This is a genomic window from Alteromonas oceanisediminis (genome assembly GCF_018474025.1).
GTDB classification, from domain to species: domain Bacteria; phylum Pseudomonadota; class Gammaproteobacteria; order Enterobacterales; family Alteromonadaceae; genus Alteromonas_E; species Alteromonas_E oceanisediminis.
In genome coordinates, this window is the sequence record NZ_JAHCTA010000001.1 from 321,943 (window position 1) to 341,119 (window position 19,177).

15 protein-coding genes are annotated in these 19,177 nt (G+C 49.9%); 11 read left to right on the plus strand and 4 right to left on the minus strand.

Annotated elements, in window-relative coordinates; all coding sequences use genetic code 11:
- Nucleotides 1-4 precede the first annotated feature (4 nt).
- Nucleotides 5-2,080: a hypothetical protein gene (locus KIU71_RS01515; protein WP_214129388.1), complete on the plus strand. Its 2,076-nt coding sequence runs from the start codon at nucleotides 5-7 to the stop codon at nucleotides 2,078-2,080.
- Between the two features lie 10 nt (nucleotides 2,081-2,090).
- Nucleotides 2,091-2,402, plus strand: coding sequence for an EscU/YscU/HrcU family type III secretion system export apparatus switch protein (locus KIU71_RS01520; protein WP_214129389.1), 312 nt, complete (start codon nucleotides 2,091-2,093; stop codon nucleotides 2,400-2,402).
- 89 nt (nucleotides 2,403-2,491) lie between these two features.
- On the opposite strand, the gene recA is transcribed toward KIU71_RS01520, so the two are convergent.
- A complete protein-coding gene (gene recA / locus KIU71_RS01525; RefSeq protein WP_214129391.1) occupies nucleotides 2,492-3,529 on the minus strand; it encodes a recombinase RecA in 1,038 nt (345 codons plus the stop codon).
- A gap of 137 nt (nucleotides 3,530-3,666) precedes the next feature.
- Nucleotides 3,667-4,182, minus strand: coding sequence for a CinA family protein (locus KIU71_RS01530; RefSeq protein ID WP_214129393.1), 516 nt, complete (start codon nucleotides 4,180-4,182; stop codon nucleotides 3,667-3,669).
- A gap of 32 nt (nucleotides 4,183-4,214) precedes the next feature.
- Between KIU71_RS01530 and mutS the strand changes: the two genes are divergently transcribed.
- From mutS to KIU71_RS01575, 9 genes are all read left to right on the plus strand, one after another.
- A complete protein-coding gene (mutS, locus tag KIU71_RS01535; protein ID WP_250207178.1) occupies nucleotides 4,215-6,845 on the plus strand; it encodes a DNA mismatch repair protein MutS in 2,631 nt (876 codons plus the stop codon).
- Nucleotides 6,846-7,045: 200 nt separating this feature from the next.
- Nucleotides 7,046-8,677, plus strand: coding sequence for a CTP synthase (locus KIU71_RS01540; RefSeq protein WP_214129400.1), 1,632 nt, complete (start codon nucleotides 7,046-7,048; stop codon nucleotides 8,675-8,677).
- An 18-nt stretch (nucleotides 8,678-8,695) separates the two neighbouring features.
- Entirely contained in the window at nucleotides 8,696-9,988 is a 1,293-nt protein-coding gene (gene eno, locus KIU71_RS01545) for a phosphopyruvate hydratase (RefSeq protein ID WP_214129401.1), read from the plus strand.
- Nucleotides 9,989-10,069: 81 nt separating this feature from the next.
- Nucleotides 10,070-10,777, plus strand: a complete 708-nt coding sequence (locus KIU71_RS01550) for a hypothetical protein (RefSeq protein ID WP_214129402.1) — start codon at nucleotides 10,070-10,072, stop codon at nucleotides 10,775-10,777.
- A gap of 410 nt (nucleotides 10,778-11,187) precedes the next feature.
- Nucleotides 11,188-12,750 (plus strand): 2-isopropylmalate synthase, encoded by a 1,563-nt coding sequence (leuA, locus tag KIU71_RS01555; protein ID WP_214129403.1) that lies wholly within the window; start codon nucleotides 11,188-11,190, stop codon nucleotides 12,748-12,750.
- Nucleotides 12,747-13,847, plus strand: coding sequence for a 3-isopropylmalate dehydrogenase (leuB, locus tag KIU71_RS01560; RefSeq protein ID WP_214129404.1), 1,101 nt, complete (start codon nucleotides 12,747-12,749; stop codon nucleotides 13,845-13,847). Before leuA ends, leuB begins: the two co-directional genes overlap by 4 nt.
- Nucleotides 13,848-13,850: 3 nt before the next feature.
- Nucleotides 13,851-15,260 carry a 3-isopropylmalate dehydratase large subunit gene (gene leuC, locus KIU71_RS01565; protein WP_214129405.1) on the plus strand — a complete coding sequence of 470 codons (1,410 nt, stop codon included), beginning with the start codon at nucleotides 13,851-13,853 and terminating at the stop codon, nucleotides 15,258-15,260.
- The gene (gene leuD, locus KIU71_RS01570) at nucleotides 15,257-15,871 is read left to right on the plus strand and encodes a 3-isopropylmalate dehydratase small subunit (protein ID WP_390881756.1); all 615 of its coding nucleotides are present in this window, start codon (nucleotides 15,257-15,259) and stop codon (nucleotides 15,869-15,871) included. The genes leuC and leuD overlap by 4 nt, the downstream gene beginning before the upstream one ends.
- A gap of 81 nt (nucleotides 15,872-15,952) precedes the next feature.
- Nucleotides 15,953-17,152: an HD-GYP domain-containing protein gene (locus KIU71_RS01575; RefSeq protein ID WP_214129406.1), complete on the plus strand. Its 1,200-nt coding sequence runs from the start codon at nucleotides 15,953-15,955 to the stop codon at nucleotides 17,150-17,152.
- A gap of 12 nt (nucleotides 17,153-17,164) precedes the next feature.
- Here KIU71_RS01575 and KIU71_RS01580 read toward each other — a convergent pair whose 3' ends face one another.
- Nucleotides 17,165-18,199 (minus strand): general secretion pathway protein GspB, encoded by a 1,035-nt coding sequence (locus KIU71_RS01580; protein ID WP_214129407.1) that lies wholly within the window; start codon nucleotides 18,197-18,199, stop codon nucleotides 17,165-17,167.
- The gene (locus tag KIU71_RS01585) at nucleotides 18,192-19,103 is read right to left on the minus strand and encodes an ExeA family protein (RefSeq protein WP_214129408.1); all 912 of its coding nucleotides are present in this window, start codon (nucleotides 19,101-19,103) and stop codon (nucleotides 18,192-18,194) included. The genes KIU71_RS01580 and KIU71_RS01585 overlap by 8 nt, the downstream gene beginning before the upstream one ends.
- Nucleotides 19,104-19,177: the final 74 nt, after the last annotated feature.

Sequence of the window (19,177 nt, forward strand, 5' to 3'; positions counted from 1 at the left end):
GAGTATGCCAGAATCCTCATTACAAAATTTACTCGCAGCAGCACAGGCAAGTCTCAGCCGAGCATTGTCCCAATCGGCAGAGACAGCCCAAGGTCAAACCGCCCGTTCTGCGGTCTCTGTGACACCAGTGCCCGTTAGCGTCAACATACAAAATGACCGAATACGGATTGCAGATCTGACTAAAAATCAATCTGTGAGTTTGCCGCTGCCAGCCGACGCGACAAGCTCTGAGACGTTGTTAAAACAAGCGTCGCATGCCAGCACTACGCATAAAGGGGATGTCGCGCTTTATTCACCGCCTAAAACCCTGTTTGACGCGCTTCTATCTTCGGCGCAGCAAAAGGCGCTTCTCTGGGCGCTGGCACAACAACCCAACGTGCTGAAATCCATAGCTGCAACACCAGTCCCTCTGACGTTGCGTAGCGGAGTTGTGATCGCAACGCAATTGAATAGCGTCACCCTAGAACTAAGGCCTCCACTGGGTGATCTTAAACAGGTGTCCGTGCCTGTCGACACTCAACGTGCGCCGCTCGCTTCCGGCCAAGTGGTTAACCTACACGTGCAACAAAACGGCAGCCAATGGATTGTGAAACTACTCACGGCTCAACCATCAGACTCAAGCGCTGCCAAGCCCTTGCAGGGAAAACTTGATGCGCAACACCCTTTGCCACAACAGGTGGTTAAACAGGCATTGGCGTCGGCTTCGTTGACCGTACCAGTCACTCAAAAATCGGCTTTACTGAACGCTTTATTGACGGCCTTACCACAAGCAAAAGCGAATGTGTTGAGCACATTATCGGAGCTGCCCGCGGTTACCCCTCGACTCACGCTAACCCAACCCGAGAACAGTACATCGGCCCTACGGGCGAGTATCGTGGTACAGCAACCCGTTTCGCTGCTGAAAAGCAATCAACCGGTGACTCAATTGGATATACCCCAGCTAACCGCAAAGCAAACGGCGGCAGTAGAGCTGGCGACTGCGCCTCGTCTGCAGCAAACACTCAATACTCTTTTTGCTTCCTTGCCTGATGCGCCTGGCGCCACTGGCCGCGGAACACAAGAGATCAGCAGTCTGTTGAGTTCAGCACTGCAAAAATCGATTTCTCCAGCCGCAATGTCGGCGGCTCCCGCTGAACACGCAACGGATATAAAAACACAGCTACAGGCATTAATTCGAACCGCTTACGGGCAATCCGGTAGCAGCAGCGAATCGGCCACTGCGCTGAGACAATTTATGGCCGTGCTTGCCGCTTCACCGGAGCCGGCCTTGCAGCAGCTATCCAGTTCTTTGTCCACTTCGCTGGCACCTTTGCTGGCAACAAAATTTCCCGATGCTGCGCAGCTTCAGTCATTATTTCAACTACCCGCGATGCCTTTATCAACTACCGCTTTGAATCAGGTGTCGACGACTAACAGTTTACTCACTGGCTTGGTCACCTTAATTCAACTTTCACTGAGTGGTCGGCTATCACGTGCACAACACCCAATTTCAGAACGCGCACAGCAATCATTAACCAGCCTGCTAACGTCCACTGGTGGCAATGCAACGGCAGCAACACCACAAGCTTCTGGCAACCGCCCAGCACAGGAATTTGCTCAATTAGAACAACGCCAACAGCTTCTACGCACGCTATCCAAAGCCTTAGGGCAGCATCAGGCGAACAAGTTGTCTGGTAACGAAGCGACTACGCAGGGCCAAGAGGCCTTTTTCTATTCATTACCGTCCTATTCCACATCATCACAGCGGGATATTGAATTGCTTATTAAGCGTGAAAAAGGCCACCGCGAACCAGAAAATAATGAACAAACTAAACACGGTGTCTGGCATCTGACCATGCTATTTGAAGTGGGTGACGTGGGGGAGATGCTATCAAAGTGTCGGCTAGAGGACGCTGAACTCAGTCTGGATATTTACACCTCCAACGAAACCTTACGGGACACGGTATTAAATTTTATGCCACTGCTGAAGCGTCGCTTGGCCGTATTTGGGCTCGACGTGATCAGTAGCCAATGCCAACTCGGAAAAATGCCGGAAAGCTTACGGCCAAAGCCTTACCAACTGCTAAACACCATGGCTTAGGTGAAAAACGATGAAAAAAAATGTCAGAAAAGCGGTTGGCTTACGCTATGAAAAACAACAAAAAGGTGACGCGCCAACGGTTGTCGCTAAAGGGTTTGGTGAGTTAGCTGACGACATTATCGCGCTGGCGCAAGAGCATGGTATTTTGATCCATGAAGATCCTTACCTGTCAGATTTTCTGGCAACCTTAGATCTCGGCCAGGAAATCCCAGAGTCAGTGTATTATGTGATTGCCGAACTCATCGCTTTCTCGTATGTACTACAAGGTAAAAAACCGGAAGGCTGGGAGCCCCCGGGAGGTGGCGTAGACACTCGGAGCTAGGTTTTCTTTAGGCCGAGTGGATACGTTGAACTAAGTAAGATAAGCCGCGCAACTGCGCGGCTAACAACATGGGAGAGTGTGTCTATAAACTACTTTTCTTCAGCAACTTCTGTCGCAACCGCTTCTGGTTTAACCGTTTTCGGAAGAAGCAATTCTTCTCGAATACGCTTTTCTAGCTCAGCACTGATTTCAGGGTTTTCTTTCAGATAACGCACTACGTTTGCTTTACCTTGACCAATACGATTGCCATTGTAGCTATACCACGCGCCAGCCTTTTCAACCATTTTCTGCTGCACGCCTAGGTCAATTAACTCAGCTTCTTTAGAAATGCCTTGCCCGTACAAAATTTGGAACTCAGCCTGTTTAAACGGTGGCGCCACTTTATTTTTGACCACCTTAACCCGAGTTTCGTTACCTACGACTTCATCGCCTTCCTTGATAGCACCAATACGGCGAATATCCAAACGGACCGATGAATAAAACTTCAGCGCGTTACCCCCGGTTGTGGTTTCTGGGTTACCAAACATCACACCAATCTTCATACGAATTTGGTTGATGAAAATGCACAATGTGTTTGAACGCTTGATGTTAGCGGTTAATTTACGTAGCGCCTGAGACATTAACCGGGCTTGAAGGCCAACATGTGAGTCGCCCATATCGCCTTCGATTTCGGCTTTCGGCGTAAGTGCTGCAACGGAGTCAACAATCACCACATCAACAGCACCAGAACGCACCAGCATATCGCAGATTTCCAGCGCCTGTTCACCGGTGTCAGGCTGAGATACCAGCAAGTCATCAATATTAACACCCAGTTTCTCTGCATAAACCGGATCAAGCGCATGCTCGGCATCCACGAATGCACAGGTTTTGCCTTTTTTCTGCGCTTCGGCGATAACTTGTAATGTCAGCGTCGTTTTACCTGATGATTCAGGGCCGTAAATTTCCACCACGCGACCACACGGCAAGCCACCTATGCCCAAGGCAATATCGATACTCAGAGAACCGGTTGATATGGCGTCGATGTCCATGGCTTGATTATCACCCAAGCGCATGATTGCACCTTTACCAAACTGCTTTTCAATTTGACCCAGTGCTGCGCTCAGTGCGCGGGATTTATTATCGTTCACCCAATATTCCTCAATCGTTTTTTAGTCTCAGCGAGATAAACTGCTTCAGCGTTTTCACCGAGAACAGAGTTCGTCGTATCATGCTGTAAGAGTATACTGTACATGCACACAGTATCAAGTGTAATTTCTGATTTCTGCTAACCGGCTAAATTATCCGTACTTTGCCCACCGCATTCAACTAGTCGTTCGTTCAGATAGGCCAGCGCAAAATCGATGGCCTGTTGCCGCACCTTCGCCCGTGATCCTAAAAACTGCTGCGCCACCGTCGTTATTTGGCCTTGAATAGCAAACCCAAACCACACCAAGCCTACCGGCTTATCCGGTGTGCCGCCATCCGGGCCAGCAATACCGGTCACCGCGACCGCAACTTGCGCAGATGTACGCTTTACCACGCCCGCCACCATTGACTCTGCTGTCTGTGATGAAACAGCACCATAGCGCGCCAACAGTGCAAGGTCGACACCCAGTAGGTCGTGTTTAGCCTGATTGGAGTAAGTCACCCAGCTTTGATCAAACCAGCTAGAGCTTCCAGAGATGCTGGTGATCGCGTAAGCTATACCTCCGCCGGTGCAAGATTCTGCACAACTAATACGCAACCCCTGCTTTTCAAGGGTTTTGCCTAACGTGGCGGCGAGCCGATCTGAATTGTTCATACGTTAACCTTAAGCTAAAAAAACAGTATCCAATGCCATCAAAAAAACCTTCTGCGACAGCCGCTTCAGACTACCCAGAGCACACCCCAATGATGCGTCAATATTTGCGTATCAAAGCGGAGCATACTGATACCCTGTTATTCTATCGCATGGGCGATTTTTATGAGCTGTTTTTTGATGACGCTAAGCGCGCCGCCGCGTTATTAGATATCTCACTGACCGCCAGAGGAAAAGCAGGCGGCGATCCTATTCCGATGGCGGGTGTTCCGTATCATGCGGTCGAAGGTTACCTTGCGAAATTAGTTAAACTGGGTGTATCCGTTGCTATTTGTGAACAGGTAGGCGATCCTGCCACGAGTAAAGGCCCGGTGGAGCGCGCTGTGCAGCGTATCGTAACACCCGGTACTATCACCGATGAGGCGCTGCTGGATGACCGAAAGGAAAACCTGCTGGTGGCCGTCACCGCATTAAAGGAAAGCTTCGGCATTGCTGCACTGGATCTCAGCAGTGGTCGCTTTACATTGTGTGAATGTGAGGGTGAAGATGCATTAAATACACACCTCACTCGCCTCGCGGCCGCAGAATTATTGTACCCTGAGCAATTTCGATATCAGCACCTCGTCAGTCAGCGCAAAGGAGCAAGGCGACGCCCTGAATGGGAGTTTGATGCCAGTACCGCGGTGCAACAACTCACCCAACAATTTGGTACACAGGATCTGTTAGGGTTCGGTGTACAGCACGCGCACATCGGTGTTGGCGCTGCCGGTTGTGTATTGCAGTACGTTAAAGATACTCAGCGCAGTGCGCTTCCGCATATCCGCGCTTTAGTGTTAGACAATCCAAGTGACTGGGTGCAACTGGATGCCGCCACGCGGCGCAATCTGGAAATAACCCAGAATCTGTCTGGTGGCACTGAGCACACCTTGATGTCGGCGCTGGATACTACCGCGACAGCCATGGGCAGTCGCTTGCTGCAACGCTGGTTACATCATCCGGTGACACAGCGTAAGGAAATTATGGCGCGCCAGAATGCCATTCGAAGCATGCTAATTGATGAACAGGTGATACGCGAGCTGACACAGATTTTAAAACGGATCGGCGATATCGAACGGATCCTGTCTCGTCTCGCCCTGCGCTCTGCACGCCCCAGGGATTTCGCGCGTTTACGGGATGCTTTGAACACCTTACCTGAATTGAGCACCGTGGTCTCGTCCATGGCAGGGCTGACGGCACAAGAAAAGCCCGTTGAGCACAGACTCAATGGACTGATAGCACATTGTCAGGGGTTTGAGGATATCGCGTCTGAGTTATCCCATGCGGTGATTGACAACCCGCCGGTGGTCATACGAGACGGCGGTGTCATTGCCGAAGGCTATAGCGCGGAACTTGATGAGCTGCGCGCATTATCACAAGGCGCCACTGACTATCTGGATGAGTTGGAAACGCGTGAGAAATCGCGTACTGGCATCAGCTCGTTAAAAGTGGGTTACAACCGAGTACACGGCTTTTTTATCGAAATAGGCAAAGCGTCCAGCCACCTTGTGCCCGCAGACTACGTTCGTCGCCAAACGCTGAAAAACAACGAGCGCTATATCATTCCTGAGTTAAAAACCCATGAAGACAAAGTGCTGACCAGCCAGAGCCGCGCTTTAGCACTGGAAAAGCAACTCTATGACGGCTTATTTGATTGTTGCTTACCCAAACTGGCCGAACTGATTGACTGCGCGCAATCGATTGCGCAGCTGGATGTTTTGCATTGCCTTGCTGAACGCGCACTGGCATTGGATTACCATGCACCGCAGTTTGCAGATACGTCGACATTATTCTATGAGAATGGTCGCCACCCGGTGGTTGAGCAGGTGATGAGCGAGCCCTTTATTGGCAACCCAATCAAACTGGACGGCCAACGTCGCATGTTGATCATCACCGGCCCCAATATGGGCGGTAAAAGCACCTACATGCGCCAAACGGCATTGATCGTTCTTATGGCTCACATTGGCGCTTATGTGCCGGCTGAGAATGCGGTGATCGGTGATATTGATCGCATTTTCACGCGTATTGGCGCATCCGATGATTTAGCCTCCGGGCGTTCAACCTTTATGGTGGAAATGACCGAAACCGCCAACATATTACACAATGCCACGCCACGTAGCCTAGTATTGATGGATGAGATTGGTCGCGGCACCAGTACCTATGACGGGCTCTCTCTGGCTTGGGCGACTGCCAATCATCTGGCACAAGGCTGCGGTGCACTGACGCTATTTGCCACGCATTATTTTGAACTCACACAGCTATCTGAACAGCTTCCAAACGTCGTTAACGTCAACGTTAATGCGATTGAGCACAACGACACTATCCGGTTCATGCATAATATTTGTGAAGGTGCGGCGAGTCAGAGCTATGGTTTGCATGTGGCCCAATTGGCGGGCGTACCAGCACAAGTCATCGCACAAGCTAAGTTGAAACTGGCGTCGTTGGAAGCGAACAAGAATGAAACCAACGAAAAAGCAGCATCAGGGCAGCACGATGAGGCGCAACTGTCGCTACTAACCGATTTGGAACCACCAGCCATGACGGCTTTGAAACAACTTCAGCCGGATAATTTGAGCCCGCGTGAAGCGCTCGATGCGCTGTACGAATTGAAGAAACTCATAGCGAAGTAAACACGACTGGCTGTTCACAACACCGAGTACATTAGCGGCGCGAATTGATTGAAAGCCTGCCTTTGTAATTGTAGACCGGCAATCTTTTGCGTATACTATTACGCCGTCTAGCACGTGTCTTTTTGCGGCTTTTTTGTCAGCAAATCAAGTCATTTTTGTGCAGTTACATAGCCGTTCAATCTCAAAGCCTTAGGTTTCGCATGACACATTATATTTTCGTCACGGGTGGTGTTGTATCATCGCTTGGAAAAGGTATTGCCGCTGCCTCATTAGCCGCTATTCTTGAAGCCCGAGGCCTCTCGGTCACTATGCTCAAGCTTGACCCGTACATTAATGTCGACCCCGGCACAATGAGTCCTATTCAGCACGGCGAAGTGTTTGTTACCGATGACGGTGCCGAAACCGATTTGGATTTAGGGCATTACGAGCGCTTTATTCGTACGCGCATGACTAAACGGAATAATTTTACAACGGGCCGTGTCTACGAAGAAGTCATACGGCGCGAGCGACGTGGAGATTACCTTGGTGCAACCATTCAGGTGATCCCGCACATTACCAATGAGATTAAACGCCGTGTCATTCTAGGTGCTGAAGGCAGTGACGTGGCTATTGTTGAAATTGGCGGAACGGTGGGCGACATTGAATCACAACCGTTTTTGGAAGCGATTCGACAATTGGGAACTGAGCTGGGCCGCGATCGCGCCATGTACATGCATTTGACGCTGGTGCCGTATATGCCAGCCTCTGGTGAGGTCAAGACTAAACCTACGCAACACTCAGTTAAAGAATTGCGCTCAATTGGTATCCAGCCGGATATCTTAGTCTGCCGTTCGGTTAATGCTTTGCCGGCCAACGAACGCTCGAAAATAGCCTTATTCACAAATGTCGCTGATAAAGCGGTTATCTCGTTGAAAGACGTGAATACTATCTACAAAATTCCAGCTGCGCTAAAAGCACAAGGTATGGATAAACTGGTTGTCGAGCGTTTTGGTCTTGAGTGTCCAGAAGCCGACCTGACCGAGTGGGAACAAGTACTTTACGCGGAGTCTAACCCGACTGCCGAAGTGACCATTGGTATGGTGGGTAAATACGTTGAATTACCTGATGCCTATAAATCGGTCAATGAAGCGCTTAAACATGCTGGTTTGAAGAATCGGCTGACGGTGAACATTAAACACATTGACTCACAGGATGTCGAGAGCAAAGGTGTGCAAATACTCGAAGATTTAGACGCGATACTGGTGCCCGGCGGCTTTGGCGAGCGAGGCATTGAAGGCAAGATTGCGGCGGCGCGTTACGCGCGCGAAAACAAGGTGCCTTATCTGGGTATTTGCCTTGGCATGCAGGTCGCGCTGATCGAATTTGCACGCAACGTAGCAGGTTTAGAGCACGCCAACAGTACGGAATTTGATCCAGAGTCGCCTTACCCTGTGGTGGGCTTGATTACTGAGTGGCTTGATGCAGACGGGCAAAAAGAATACCGCGACACCAATTCAGACTTGGGCGGGACGATGCGTCTTGGCAGTCAGCTGTGTCATCTTATCCCCGGCAGTAAAGTCCACGAATTGTACGGCTCAGCAGAAATTTATGAACGACATCGTCATCGTTACGAAGTGAACAACAATTTACGTCAGAAAATTGAGGATGCAGGGTTAAAAGTCAGTGGTTTGTCCACTGATAAAAGGCTTGTCGAAGTGATTGAAATTCCAGATCATCCGTGGTTCGTTGCGGGCCAGTTTCACCCCGAGTTCACTTCCACCCCGCGCGACGGCCACCCGCTCTTTACCGGATTTGTCGCCGCAGCAGGCGAGTACCAAAAACAACATCATTAATTTTAAGGAGAAAGCAGCATGACGACCATTAGTCGAATAGTCGGACGAGAAATACTTGATTCACGCGGTAATCCAACCGTTGAGGCTGACGTTTACTTGTCTAGCGGTGCCATGGGCCGTGCGTGTGCTCCCTCCGGCGCCTCAACAGGCTCACGCGAAGCCTTGGAACTTCGAGATGGCGATAAAAACCGTTATCTTGGCAAAGGTGTTTTGAAAGCCGTTGCCGCCATTAATGAAAATATAGCACCCGCACTATCTGGAATGGACGCTGCCGACCAACGTGGTATTGATAACACCATGCTTAAACTGGACGGCACCGAAAATAAGGAAAAGCTGGGAGCCAATGCGATCCTCGCCGTGTCACTGGCGGTAGCGAAAGCGCAAGCGAACGACGAAAATATCCCTTTGTATCAACATATTGCAAAACTGAATGGCACAGAAGGCGAATATTCCATGCCAGTGCCAATGATGAACATCATCAATGGCGGTGAGCACGCCGACAATAACGTGGACATTCAGGAATTCATGGTACAGCCTGTAGGCGCGAAAAACTTTGCAGAAGCGCTTCGCATGGGTGCAGAAATATTTCATTCACTGAAAAAAGTGTTGAGCGCAAAAGGATTAAATACCGCGGTCGGCGATGAAGGTGGATTTGCACCGAATTTAGGCTCTAACGAAGAAGCGCTGACCGTCATTACAGAAGCGGTTGAAAACGCTGGTTACGCGATGAATACCGATGTCACACTTGCGCTGGATTGTGCCGCGTCTGAATTCTATAAAGACGACGTTTACGATTTGGCGGGTGAAGGTCAGAAGTTTGATTCTGAAGGCTTTGGCGACTACCTTGCCGACCTGTCTAAGCGTTATCCCATTGTCTCGATTGAAGATGGTTTGGACGAGAGCGATTGGGACGGCTGGAGTAGCTTAACTAAAAAAATCGGCGACAAAGTTCAGCTTGTTGGCGACGACTTGTTTGTCACTAACACAAAAATTCTCAAGCGCGGTATCGACAATGGTGTCGGCAACAGCATTTTGATTAAATTCAACCAAATCGGTTCTCTGAGCGAAACACTGGATGCGATTAAAATGGCGAAAGTAGCAGGCTACACAGCTGTCATTTCTCATCGCAGCGGCGAAACCGAAGATGCGACCATTGCGGATCTGGCAGTTGGCACCGCAGCAGGACAGATCAAAACGGGTTCATTGTGTCGTTCTGACCGGGTGGCAAAATACAACCAGTTGTTGCGCATTGAAGAGCAGTTGGGTGAAAAAGCACCCTATAAAGGCCGTAGTGAGATCAAAGGCCAGTAAAACCGGCTAAACCACTTGATGATAGCCTGTCTGTCAGGCAGGCTATCACGATTATCAGTTCATACCGCTATCGCGGGAATCATGTCGACGTCAGATAACACACCGCAATCCGATATTTTTGTGCAAATTAGTGAGCAGCGATTGTTCGCCGATGTGTGCAATGCCCTGTATGAGCGCGAACTAATGAACCTTGCCACGCAAGGGCCTGGGCAGGCAGCGTTAATGAAGCGACGCCTCGGTGGGCTTTCCCATCATGTTAAACGCGCGGCAGAATATTTGGTCGCAAACCCGACCCCCCTAAGTGTGGATGCACATAATGGCAGTTGGCAAGGAAAGCAGGCTAGCCGATCACCGGCAACAGCAATCACTGACGAGCAGACTCATCGTTGGTTCACTGACAACGTCAGTGTCGGCTTACCCGTGTGCGTCAGCGTGAAGTCACTGGATCACGAACACCTTGAATTGGATTGTGTCGACCGAATAGACAGCGGCAATCATCGACTTCACTTAAATCGCTTCGGCTGGTTTAGTTTTACTGGCCATCCGCTGAATGACGAGTCAGACAGCGAGCCAGTGGTATTGCGAAGTTCACAACACAATCCATTGGATAAAGTTATTCATAGACTGGTTAAACCGTGTAAAAAAACGATGTTAGCGGCCTGTGCGGGGCATTGCTGGAATCACAAGGGCCGTTTGTCCCCTCGCACACTCACGTTACGGGAGTTGTTACTCAGCACCCTGATCGACTGGAAAACGTTTACTTACACCGGCAAGCCGCAGTTTGTTTAAACTCGAACTCGGGTTGGTAAGATATGCACAGCTCTGAACTCATTGTTTATTTCAACTCAAGCTATCCAGTAGTGGCCTAAAACTCGGGTTCATTGGCACCAGCGGCTGGCTTCCCTTTGCAGCAAAAACCTTCTATCACACAACTCAATGCGGGATATAAATACGCTACCCAACCCCAATTCAAAAAATACCCATTATATAACTATTCGTTATATAGCGTATTGTAAACAAAGGTTGCCTACGCCGGCGTAAGTTTGTACAGTGCCAACTCGACCTAAGAGATTATTGATGATTGTTTTAGACCGCGCACTCCTACTCATTCTATTGGCAGCAAGACTGCACGGGTAGGTTGCATCTAAGACGCAAACACAAAAACCCGTGCCCCGCACGGGTTTTTTTATGGAGACGCAATGGACACTGATCACGTTAAAATTTTTGACACCACGCTTCGCGACGGTGAGCAAGCCCTACCCGCCAGTTTGAGCGCTCGTGAGAAGTTACAAATCGCACTCTCGCTTGAACGTCTCGGCGTAGACATTATCGAAGCCGGTTTTCCGGTCAGTTCTCCCGGTGATTTTGCCTCCGTTCAGCAAATCGCCAAAACAGTGAAGAACTCGATTGTGTGCGGCCTTTCCCGCGCTGTCGAAGCCGACATTGACGCCTGTGGCCAAGCATTGAGCGTCGCTGAACGCTTTCGTATTCATACTTTCATTGCCACGTCTGACATTCACGTGAACAGTAAACTGCGTAAATCGCAGGATGAAATCGTTGATATGGCGGTTGCTGCTGTTAAGCAGGCACGCCGCTACACTGACGACGTTGAGTTTTCCTGTGAAGATGCCGGTCGAACCCACATTGATTATCTATGTCGCATGGTTGAGGCTGCTATTCACGCTGGGGCAACCACCGTCAATATCCCTGACACGGTTGGGTATACAATACCCAGCGAATTTGGCGACATTATAGAGACTCTGTTCAACCGCGTGCCGAATATTGACAAAGCCATCATCTCGGTGCATTGCCATAACGATTTAGGGCTTGCGGTGGCGAACTCCCTCGCAGCCGTTCAGCACGGCGCACGACAGGTGGAATGTACGCTCAATGGGATAGGCGAACGAGCCGGAAACTGCTCATTGGAAGAAATCGTGATGGCACTGAAAACACGAGAATCTTTACTGGGCTTCACGACGTCCATTGATACGCAGGAAATCACACGTTCTTCACGTCTTGTCAGTCAACTGTGCAATATGCCGGTGCAGGCAAATAAAGCTATTGTGGGGGCGAATGCATTCAGTCACTCTTCCGGCATTCATCAGGATGGTGTGCTGAAAGCACAAAATACTTATGAAATCATGACCCCTGAAAGCGTTGGTCTTAATAAGAACCACCTCAACCTGACCTCTCGCTCCGGTCGTCACGTGATAAAACATCGCTTACACGAGTTGGGCTACAAAGACAGTGACTATGATTTAGACACCTTGTATGCCTCGTTTTTGCGGCTTGCGGATAAAAAAGGTCAGGTGTTTGACTATGATTTGGAGGCGCTTTTATTTTTCGATCAACAGCGTCAGGAGCATGCGCAGTACGAGTTGGTTTATCTACACGCCAACGCGGGCCGTGATATTGTTCCCAGCGCAACGGTCACGCTGAATGTTGGCGGCGAGCCGGTCACCGAGTCGGCCATCGGTAACGGCCCGGTCGACGCGGCCTTCAACGCGATTATTCGCGTACTGGGTCATGATGAAATCGATATTGTCGATTTCAAATTAGACTCTAAAGGTGAAGGTGCTGATGCATTGGCACAAGTGAGTGTGGTGGCAGAATATAAAAAACGTCGTTTTCATGGCATCGGGCTCGCTACCGATATTGTGGAGTCTGGCGTTAAAGCCTTAATTCATGTACTCAACAACACCTATCTCGCGGACCAAATAGACGAGCAAAAACAAAACGTTAATCTAAAGGGTATGGAATGAACACGTATAAAATTGCGGTATTGCCGGGCGATGGGATCGGCCCGGAAGTTATGGCTGAAGCAAATAAAGTATTAAATGCTATAGAGACATGTTTCTCGCTTGAAGTACAACGTAGCGAGTATGCCGTAGGCGGCTATGCTATTGATCAGCATGGCGAAGCACTACCCGCCGCCACGCTCGCCGGGTGCGAAGCCGCTGATGCGATTCTCTTTGGTTCCATCGGGGGGCCAAAATGGGACTCATTACCACTGGAGCAACGCCCGGAAAGAGCGGCATTGCTAACCTTACGACGTCATTTTGATTTATTCAGCAATCTACGTCCGGCTAAAATTTATCCCGGCCTGGAAGCACTCAGTCCCTTGCGCGCGGATATTGCGGCCAGCGGCGTCGATGTTTTGGTCGTACGCGAACTCACCAGCGGCATCTATTTTGGGCAGCCCAAAGGGCTGGAAGGTGAAGGCGAAGCGATGCAAGCGTTTGATACTATGCGCTACAGCAAAGCCGAAATTCGTCGCATTGCGCACAGCGCATTTAAAGCAGCTCAATTGCGCCGCAAGAAAGTCACTTCGGTAGATAAGGCTAACGTATTGGTTTGCTCCCGGTTATGGCGCGAAGTGACAGAAGAGGTTGCCGAAGACTATCCCGACGTCACACTGGAACACATCTACATTGACAATGCCACGATGCAGTTGATCAAAGATCCTGCCCAGTTTGATGTCATGCTCTGCTCGAATTTGTTTGGCGATATCATTTCTGATGAATGCGCCATGCTAACGGGCTCAATGGGGCTACTTTCCTCAGCAAGCATGAATGCCAGCGGGTTTGGATTGTTTGAACCTGCCGGGGGTTCAGCGCCGGATATTGCCGGCAAAGGGATTGCCAACCCTATTGCACAAATTCTGTCCGCGTCGATGATGCTGCGGTATAGCTTACAGCAAGATGACGCTGCGGATGCGATTGATCGCGCCGTGGTGCGCACATTATCAGACGGCGTGTTAACCGGCGAGCTACTCAGTGCCGAGAACCGTCACAAAGCCAGCTCTACGAAGCAGGTTGGCGATGCCATTGTGGCCCACATTTTAGCGGGGAGAACTTAACTGATGCCAACGACATTATTTGAAAAAATCTGGCAAGCACATATTGTGCACCAGAACCAAGACGAAACGCTTATCTATATCGACCGACATCTGATCCACGAAGTGACCTCACCGCAAGCCTTTGCAGGCCTCGATTTAAAAGGTCGAAAAGTGCGTCGACCCGATCGCACTATCGGTACCATGGATCACTCCATATCCACCCGTTCATTGGCATTAGATGCGTGTGGCCCTGAAAATCAGTTGCAGCTACAAACGCTCGCAAAAAACTGCGAAAAGCATGGCATCACGTTATATCCAGTAGGCCATCAAAAACAGGGGATCGTGCATGTTATGGGCCCGGAGCTCGGCTTAATACACCCCGGTATGACAGTCGTGTGCGGTGATTCGCATACCGCCACACATGGTGCATTCGGTGCATTGGCCTTCGGCATTGGAACATCACAGGTTGAGCATGTACTCGCCACGCAAACATTAAAACAGACTAAGGCAAAAACCATGTTGATCAACGTGCATGGCAAACTGCCTTTAGGCGTCACTGCGAAAGATATTATTTTAGCCATCATCGGCAAAATTGGTCACGCTGGCGCAACCGGGCACGTGATTGAGTATGCCGGTGAAGCCATCCGTTCGCTGAGTATGGAAGAGCGCATGACGGTGTGTAATATGAGCATCGAAGCGGGTGCCAAGGCTGGCCTGATAGCGCCGGATCAAACCACAGTAGAGTACATTAAAGGCCGAGAACTCGCACCCAAGGGCGAACATTGGGAACAAGCAGTTGCCTATTGGGAATGGCTAAAATCCGATGATGAAGCCAGCTTTGACAAGGTCGTCGAGCTAGACGCCAGTGACATCGAACCTCAGATTACCTGGGGAACCAATCCCGGTCAGGTTATTGGTGTTAATTCAGCCGTTCCCGAGCCTGCCGACGAAACCGATTCGATTGCCCGGGAGTCCGCTCACAAGGCATTAAAGTACATGGGATTGACACCCGGTGACAAATTAACCGACACGCCCGTGTCGCACGTTTTTATTGGCTCGTGTACCAATAGCCGTATTGAAGATCTGCGCGCGGCAGCGGTTGTTGCCAAACACGGTAAAGTTGCCCCAGGTGTTACCGCAATCGTCGTGCCCGGGTCAGCAGCCGTAAAACAGCAAGCGGAACAGGAAAAGCTTGATCAAGTCTTTATGGATGCCGGTTTTGAATGGCGACTGCCTGGCTGCTCAATGTGTTTAGGCATGAATGATGACAAGCTAACCGCTGGGGATCGCTGCGCATCGACCAGCAACCGTAACTTCGAAGGTCGTCAGGGTCGTGGCGCGCGTACCCATCTGGTTTCGCCGGCGATGGCGGCTGCCGCAGCGCTTAATGGTAAATTTACTGATGTTCGACAGTATGAGGAAAATAAATCATGAGCGACATGGAAAACGCAGGATTTCAAACCCACTCTGGTTTTGCATGCCCATTGGATCAAGCCAATGTAGATACCGATCAACTGATCCCTAAACAATTTCTCACCGGAGTCACCCGAACCGGCTACGGCAAGCACCTTTTGCATGACTGGCGTTATCTGGATCAGCATGAAAAAGAGCCGAATCCCGAATTTGTGCTCAACTTCCCGGAATATGCAGACGCCAGTATTTTGCTGGCGCGTGAAAATTTTGGCTGCGGTTCAAGTCGTGAGCATGCGCCTTGGGCGCTGGCTGACTATGGCTTTAAAACCATCATCGCGACCAGCTTTGCGGACATATTTTACGGCAACGCGATTAACAACCAATTGCTGCCGGTCGCGCTTTCCACCACGCAAATGGATACCCTCTTTGATGCGGTGCATGCTGACCCAAAAACAACGATTAATGTCGATTTACCGTCGCAAACGGTGACCTTTGGTGTGCATGAGTTTTCGTTTGCGATCAGCGAACAACATAAACACAACCTGATAAAAGGTTTGGACATGATTGGTCAGACGCTTGAACTAGAAGCTCACATCAGCGATTTTGAAATGAAACAGTCACACTGGGCCTAGCGTCTGCTATGGTTTAATTTAGCTCAACAGCAACGGAAATCTTTGCTAAGCTTTCAGGGTAAATGTGAACAGGAACCATTGATGTTAAAAGAGATTTCCATTGCTGAGCTAGTGCCGGGCATGTACGTTAATCAAGTGCTTAAGCAGTCTGGCAAGCTGAAAATGCGCTCTAAAGGGCTGGTGAAAACTCAGGCAACCATCGAACAGTTGAAGCAAAAAGGTATTGAATTACTTGAGATAGACATTACTAAAAGCCAAGTAGACACCAGTGCAAAATCAAGCTCGACGCCGCAAAGCTCGCTACGTGATCGCCGCGCGCCCTCTAAACCGGCTGAGCAGTCAAATTCAGATATGCTGTCTGCCGCGAATGACTTATACCTCAACGCCGTTATGATCCAAGGCGAATTCGTAGATCAGTTGCAAAAAGGCTCTGGTGCCGACATCGAAAAAGTCACCCAAGTGAGTCAGGGGATTATCGATGCGATTTTTGACAATACCAATGCCATCACTTGCTTAACACTGATCAAAAACGCCGACGAGTATCTTCTCGAACACAGCGTCAGTTGCGCAATTCTCATGGGCTTATTTGCTCGCCACATGGAATTCGACAAAGCTCTTATTGAGGATTTAAGCTTGGGTGCGTTATTGATGGATGTCGGCATGGCCACTGTTCCTGCGGATGTTTTTCAGAAAAACGGTCAGCTTTCAAAGCAGGATTGGCAATTGATGAAAGGGCATGTTGAGGCTGGGCTGGAAATGCTCGAACCAATTGCTGAATTGTCGGATGTGACTCGCGATGTTATCCAAAATCACCATGAGCGCATGGACGGAAGCGGCTACCCGGTTGGCAAACAGGGGCAGTCGATTTCCACCTACGCCCGTATGGCAGCAATTATTGACAGTTATGACGCTATGGTATCCGACCGCAAACACCAACAAGGTCAGACCCCGACGGGCGTATTGCGCAAATTGTTGACCGACACCACCTTGGACCAAACTCTCGTACAGCAATTCATTAAGTGCATTGGCGTTCACCCTGTCGGCTCATTGGTGAAGCTGAAAAGTGAAAAGTTAGCGTTAGTCAGTAGTGCCGGAAAAACTGACCCACTCAGCCCGGTTGTGATGGCTTTTTACAGCCTGCGCACACAAGCACACACTGAAATTAAACGCATCGATTTAGCTAAATCAGATGATGAGATTATGGCCAGTGTACGTCCGAACGAGTTTAAAATGAACCTCACCAAATTCTTCCGTGAAGTGTTTATCCACCAAGTACCTTAAAGCCTGTTGCGCTTACCAATCGGTAAGCGCCGCCATTGAGAATAAATCCCCGCGAAACGAGAGTATGACCCGCTGTGGTTCGATATTGATGAGCTGCACCTCGTCCGTGATATATTCGCCTTCGTACAGTTGCTGCCCGTTGACTCTGACCCAGCGCGCGTCACGAGACGAGGCATACATGTGCGCTGAAAACGCCATACTCGGCAATAATGTCAGTGTGCGTGCGGGTAATTGGTCGACACGCGGAATATCATCATAAACGGATACCGTGGTTTCTGGTTCTGTAGAAACTGGCTCATTCTCAAGATCGGCTAACGCTTTGTTAAACCGCGCCATCAACTCAGGCGATACTTGTGCGGTGGATGTGTCGTTGCCCTGTGTTAACAATTCTCCTTCTGGCTCCTGAACAGTTTCGCTACTACTCGATGGTGCCTCGCCAGAGACTGAATTTTGAATGGGCGTTGGTTCCGCAGGTACTTGCGCGACAACGTCCTGTTCCGACTGTGCTGGCTGGGCAGCCGTATCGGTAGGTGTTTGCACTGTAGCATGTTGTTCAGGCTCGTCGACAGCGACAGCATCAGGCTCTTTAACCTCCGCAATCGCCCTATCCTCACTCATGTACTGGCTGATATACGAAGGCGCAATGGCGCCGGAAACACCCACAGCTAGGCCAATCAGAACTACAGCGAAAATCATTCCCACTTGGCGCGCGTAGATTTGCCATGCGGAGGGTAACTCACTGACAGAGGGAAGAAACAAGCTGCGATTGAATTGCTCTGATAGTGACTTATCAACCTGACTGGCGTGATCATACTCGCCCTGTAACAGTTTCTGCGTCATTGACGTGGCTGCGATTGGCGCCTCCATTTCAATGGTTTGCTCCGTGTCCACCTCAACACTTAACACACCCATTTCAGCCAAGCCGGTCACCATATCGGCACTTTTCACCAAACCCACTTTGCGTATCTTGACCGGACCCTGTTGCTCAACCACCTGTGTGATCATCATACCTGGCTGCAATTCGCTGATCTTAATCACTTTAAGCATATAAGCCTCCAAGTGCATAACCTGCGACAATAGATATGATAAACAGCATCACCAGCGTGTAGTCGAATCGTTTGCTGCGGCGTTGTGCGACGACATCATCACCGAGTATCTGTTTAGCTGCTGCGATAAACACATGCTTGCGTACAACAGGCGTTTGCATGGTGAATGACAGTGTGAGTGCACGATCGCACAAAAGATTAATCACCCGCGGCACGCCACCGGTGATCCGAAATACTGCGGCAATGGTGGCGTTGTCGAACACACTGCCATCGCCTCCCGCGACCTGCAAACGATGGCTGATGTAAGCACCCACTTCGTTTGCATTTAAGGGCAGTAGGTGATACCGAGCGGTTATGCGCTGTGCCAACTGACGCAGCTCATTGCGTTTGAGTAACTGCTGAAGCTCAGGCTGCCCGATTAAAACGACTTTAAGTAGTTTTTCGCGATTGGTCTCAAGATTAGTCAACAGTCGCAATTGCTCCAGCACTTCAGGAAGCAAATGCTGCGCTTCATCGACTATCAATACTGTGTTGCGCCCCTGCTGATGATTGCTTGCCAGTTTCTTTAAAATAGCATCAGTATAATATTTCAGGCTAGGGCTTTGCTGGTCAACTGAAATGCCTAATTCATCGCAGATGGTGGCGAGTAACTCAATAGCAGACAAGGTCGGATTCAAAATCATTGCTACCTGAGTGTTGTTGGGTAACTGTTGCAACAATTTCCGCGACACGGTGGTCTTTCCCGTACCGACCTCACCCGTCAGCATCACAAAACCACCACTTTCACGTAAGCCAAACGTAAGGTGCGCTAAAGCCTCTTTATGGCGAGGACTCATATAAAGAAACGCGGGGTTGGGCGCGATCGAAAATGGATTATCTTTTAAACCAAAGTAACTCAGGTACATGTTCTGCGCTATATGAATAAACAACGACGCTTAAACTAGCCCCTCGACAGTTGGATGTCAAAGCCTGCCGCGCT

Bases quoted from the DNA above. Each gene is read 5' to 3' on its own strand.
- KIU71_RS01515 (WP_214129388.1), top strand. From the start codon at position 5: ATGCCAGAATCCTCATTACAAAATTTACTCGCAGCAGCACAGGCAAGT.
- eno (WP_214129401.1), top strand. From the start codon at position 8,696: ATGACGACCATTAGTCGAATAGTCGGACGAGAAATACTTGATTCACGC.
- KIU71_RS01530 (WP_214129393.1), bottom strand. From the start codon at position 4,182: ATGAACAATTCAGATCGGCTCGCCGCCACGTTAGGCAAAACCCTTGAA.
- KIU71_RS01550 (WP_214129402.1), top strand. From the start codon at position 10,070: ATGTCGACGTCAGATAACACACCGCAATCCGATATTTTTGTGCAAATT.
- mutS (WP_250207178.1), top strand. From the start codon at position 4,215: ATGCCATCAAAAAAACCTTCTGCGACAGCCGCTTCAGACTACCCAGAG.
- KIU71_RS01540 (WP_214129400.1), top strand. From the start codon at position 7,046: ATGACACATTATATTTTCGTCACGGGTGGTGTTGTATCATCGCTTGGA.
- KIU71_RS01580 (WP_214129407.1), bottom strand. From the start codon at position 18,199: ATGCTTAAAGTGATTAAGATCAGCGAATTGCAGCCAGGTATGATGATC.
- leuC (WP_214129405.1), top strand. From the start codon at position 13,851: ATGCCAACGACATTATTTGAAAAAATCTGGCAAGCACATATTGTGCAC.
- KIU71_RS01520 (WP_214129389.1), top strand. From the start codon at position 2,091: ATGAAAAAAAATGTCAGAAAAGCGGTTGGCTTACGCTATGAAAAACAA.
- leuA (WP_214129403.1), top strand. From the start codon at position 11,188: ATGGACACTGATCACGTTAAAATTTTTGACACCACGCTTCGCGACGGT.
- leuB (WP_214129404.1), top strand. From the start codon at position 12,747: ATGAACACGTATAAAATTGCGGTATTGCCGGGCGATGGGATCGGCCCG.
- leuD (WP_390881756.1), top strand. From the start codon at position 15,257: ATGAGCGACATGGAAAACGCAGGATTTCAAACCCACTCTGGTTTTGCA.
- KIU71_RS01585 (WP_214129408.1), bottom strand. From the start codon at position 19,103: ATGTACCTGAGTTACTTTGGTTTAAAAGATAATCCATTTTCGATCGCG.
- KIU71_RS01575 (WP_214129406.1), top strand. From the start codon at position 15,953: ATGTTAAAAGAGATTTCCATTGCTGAGCTAGTGCCGGGCATGTACGTT.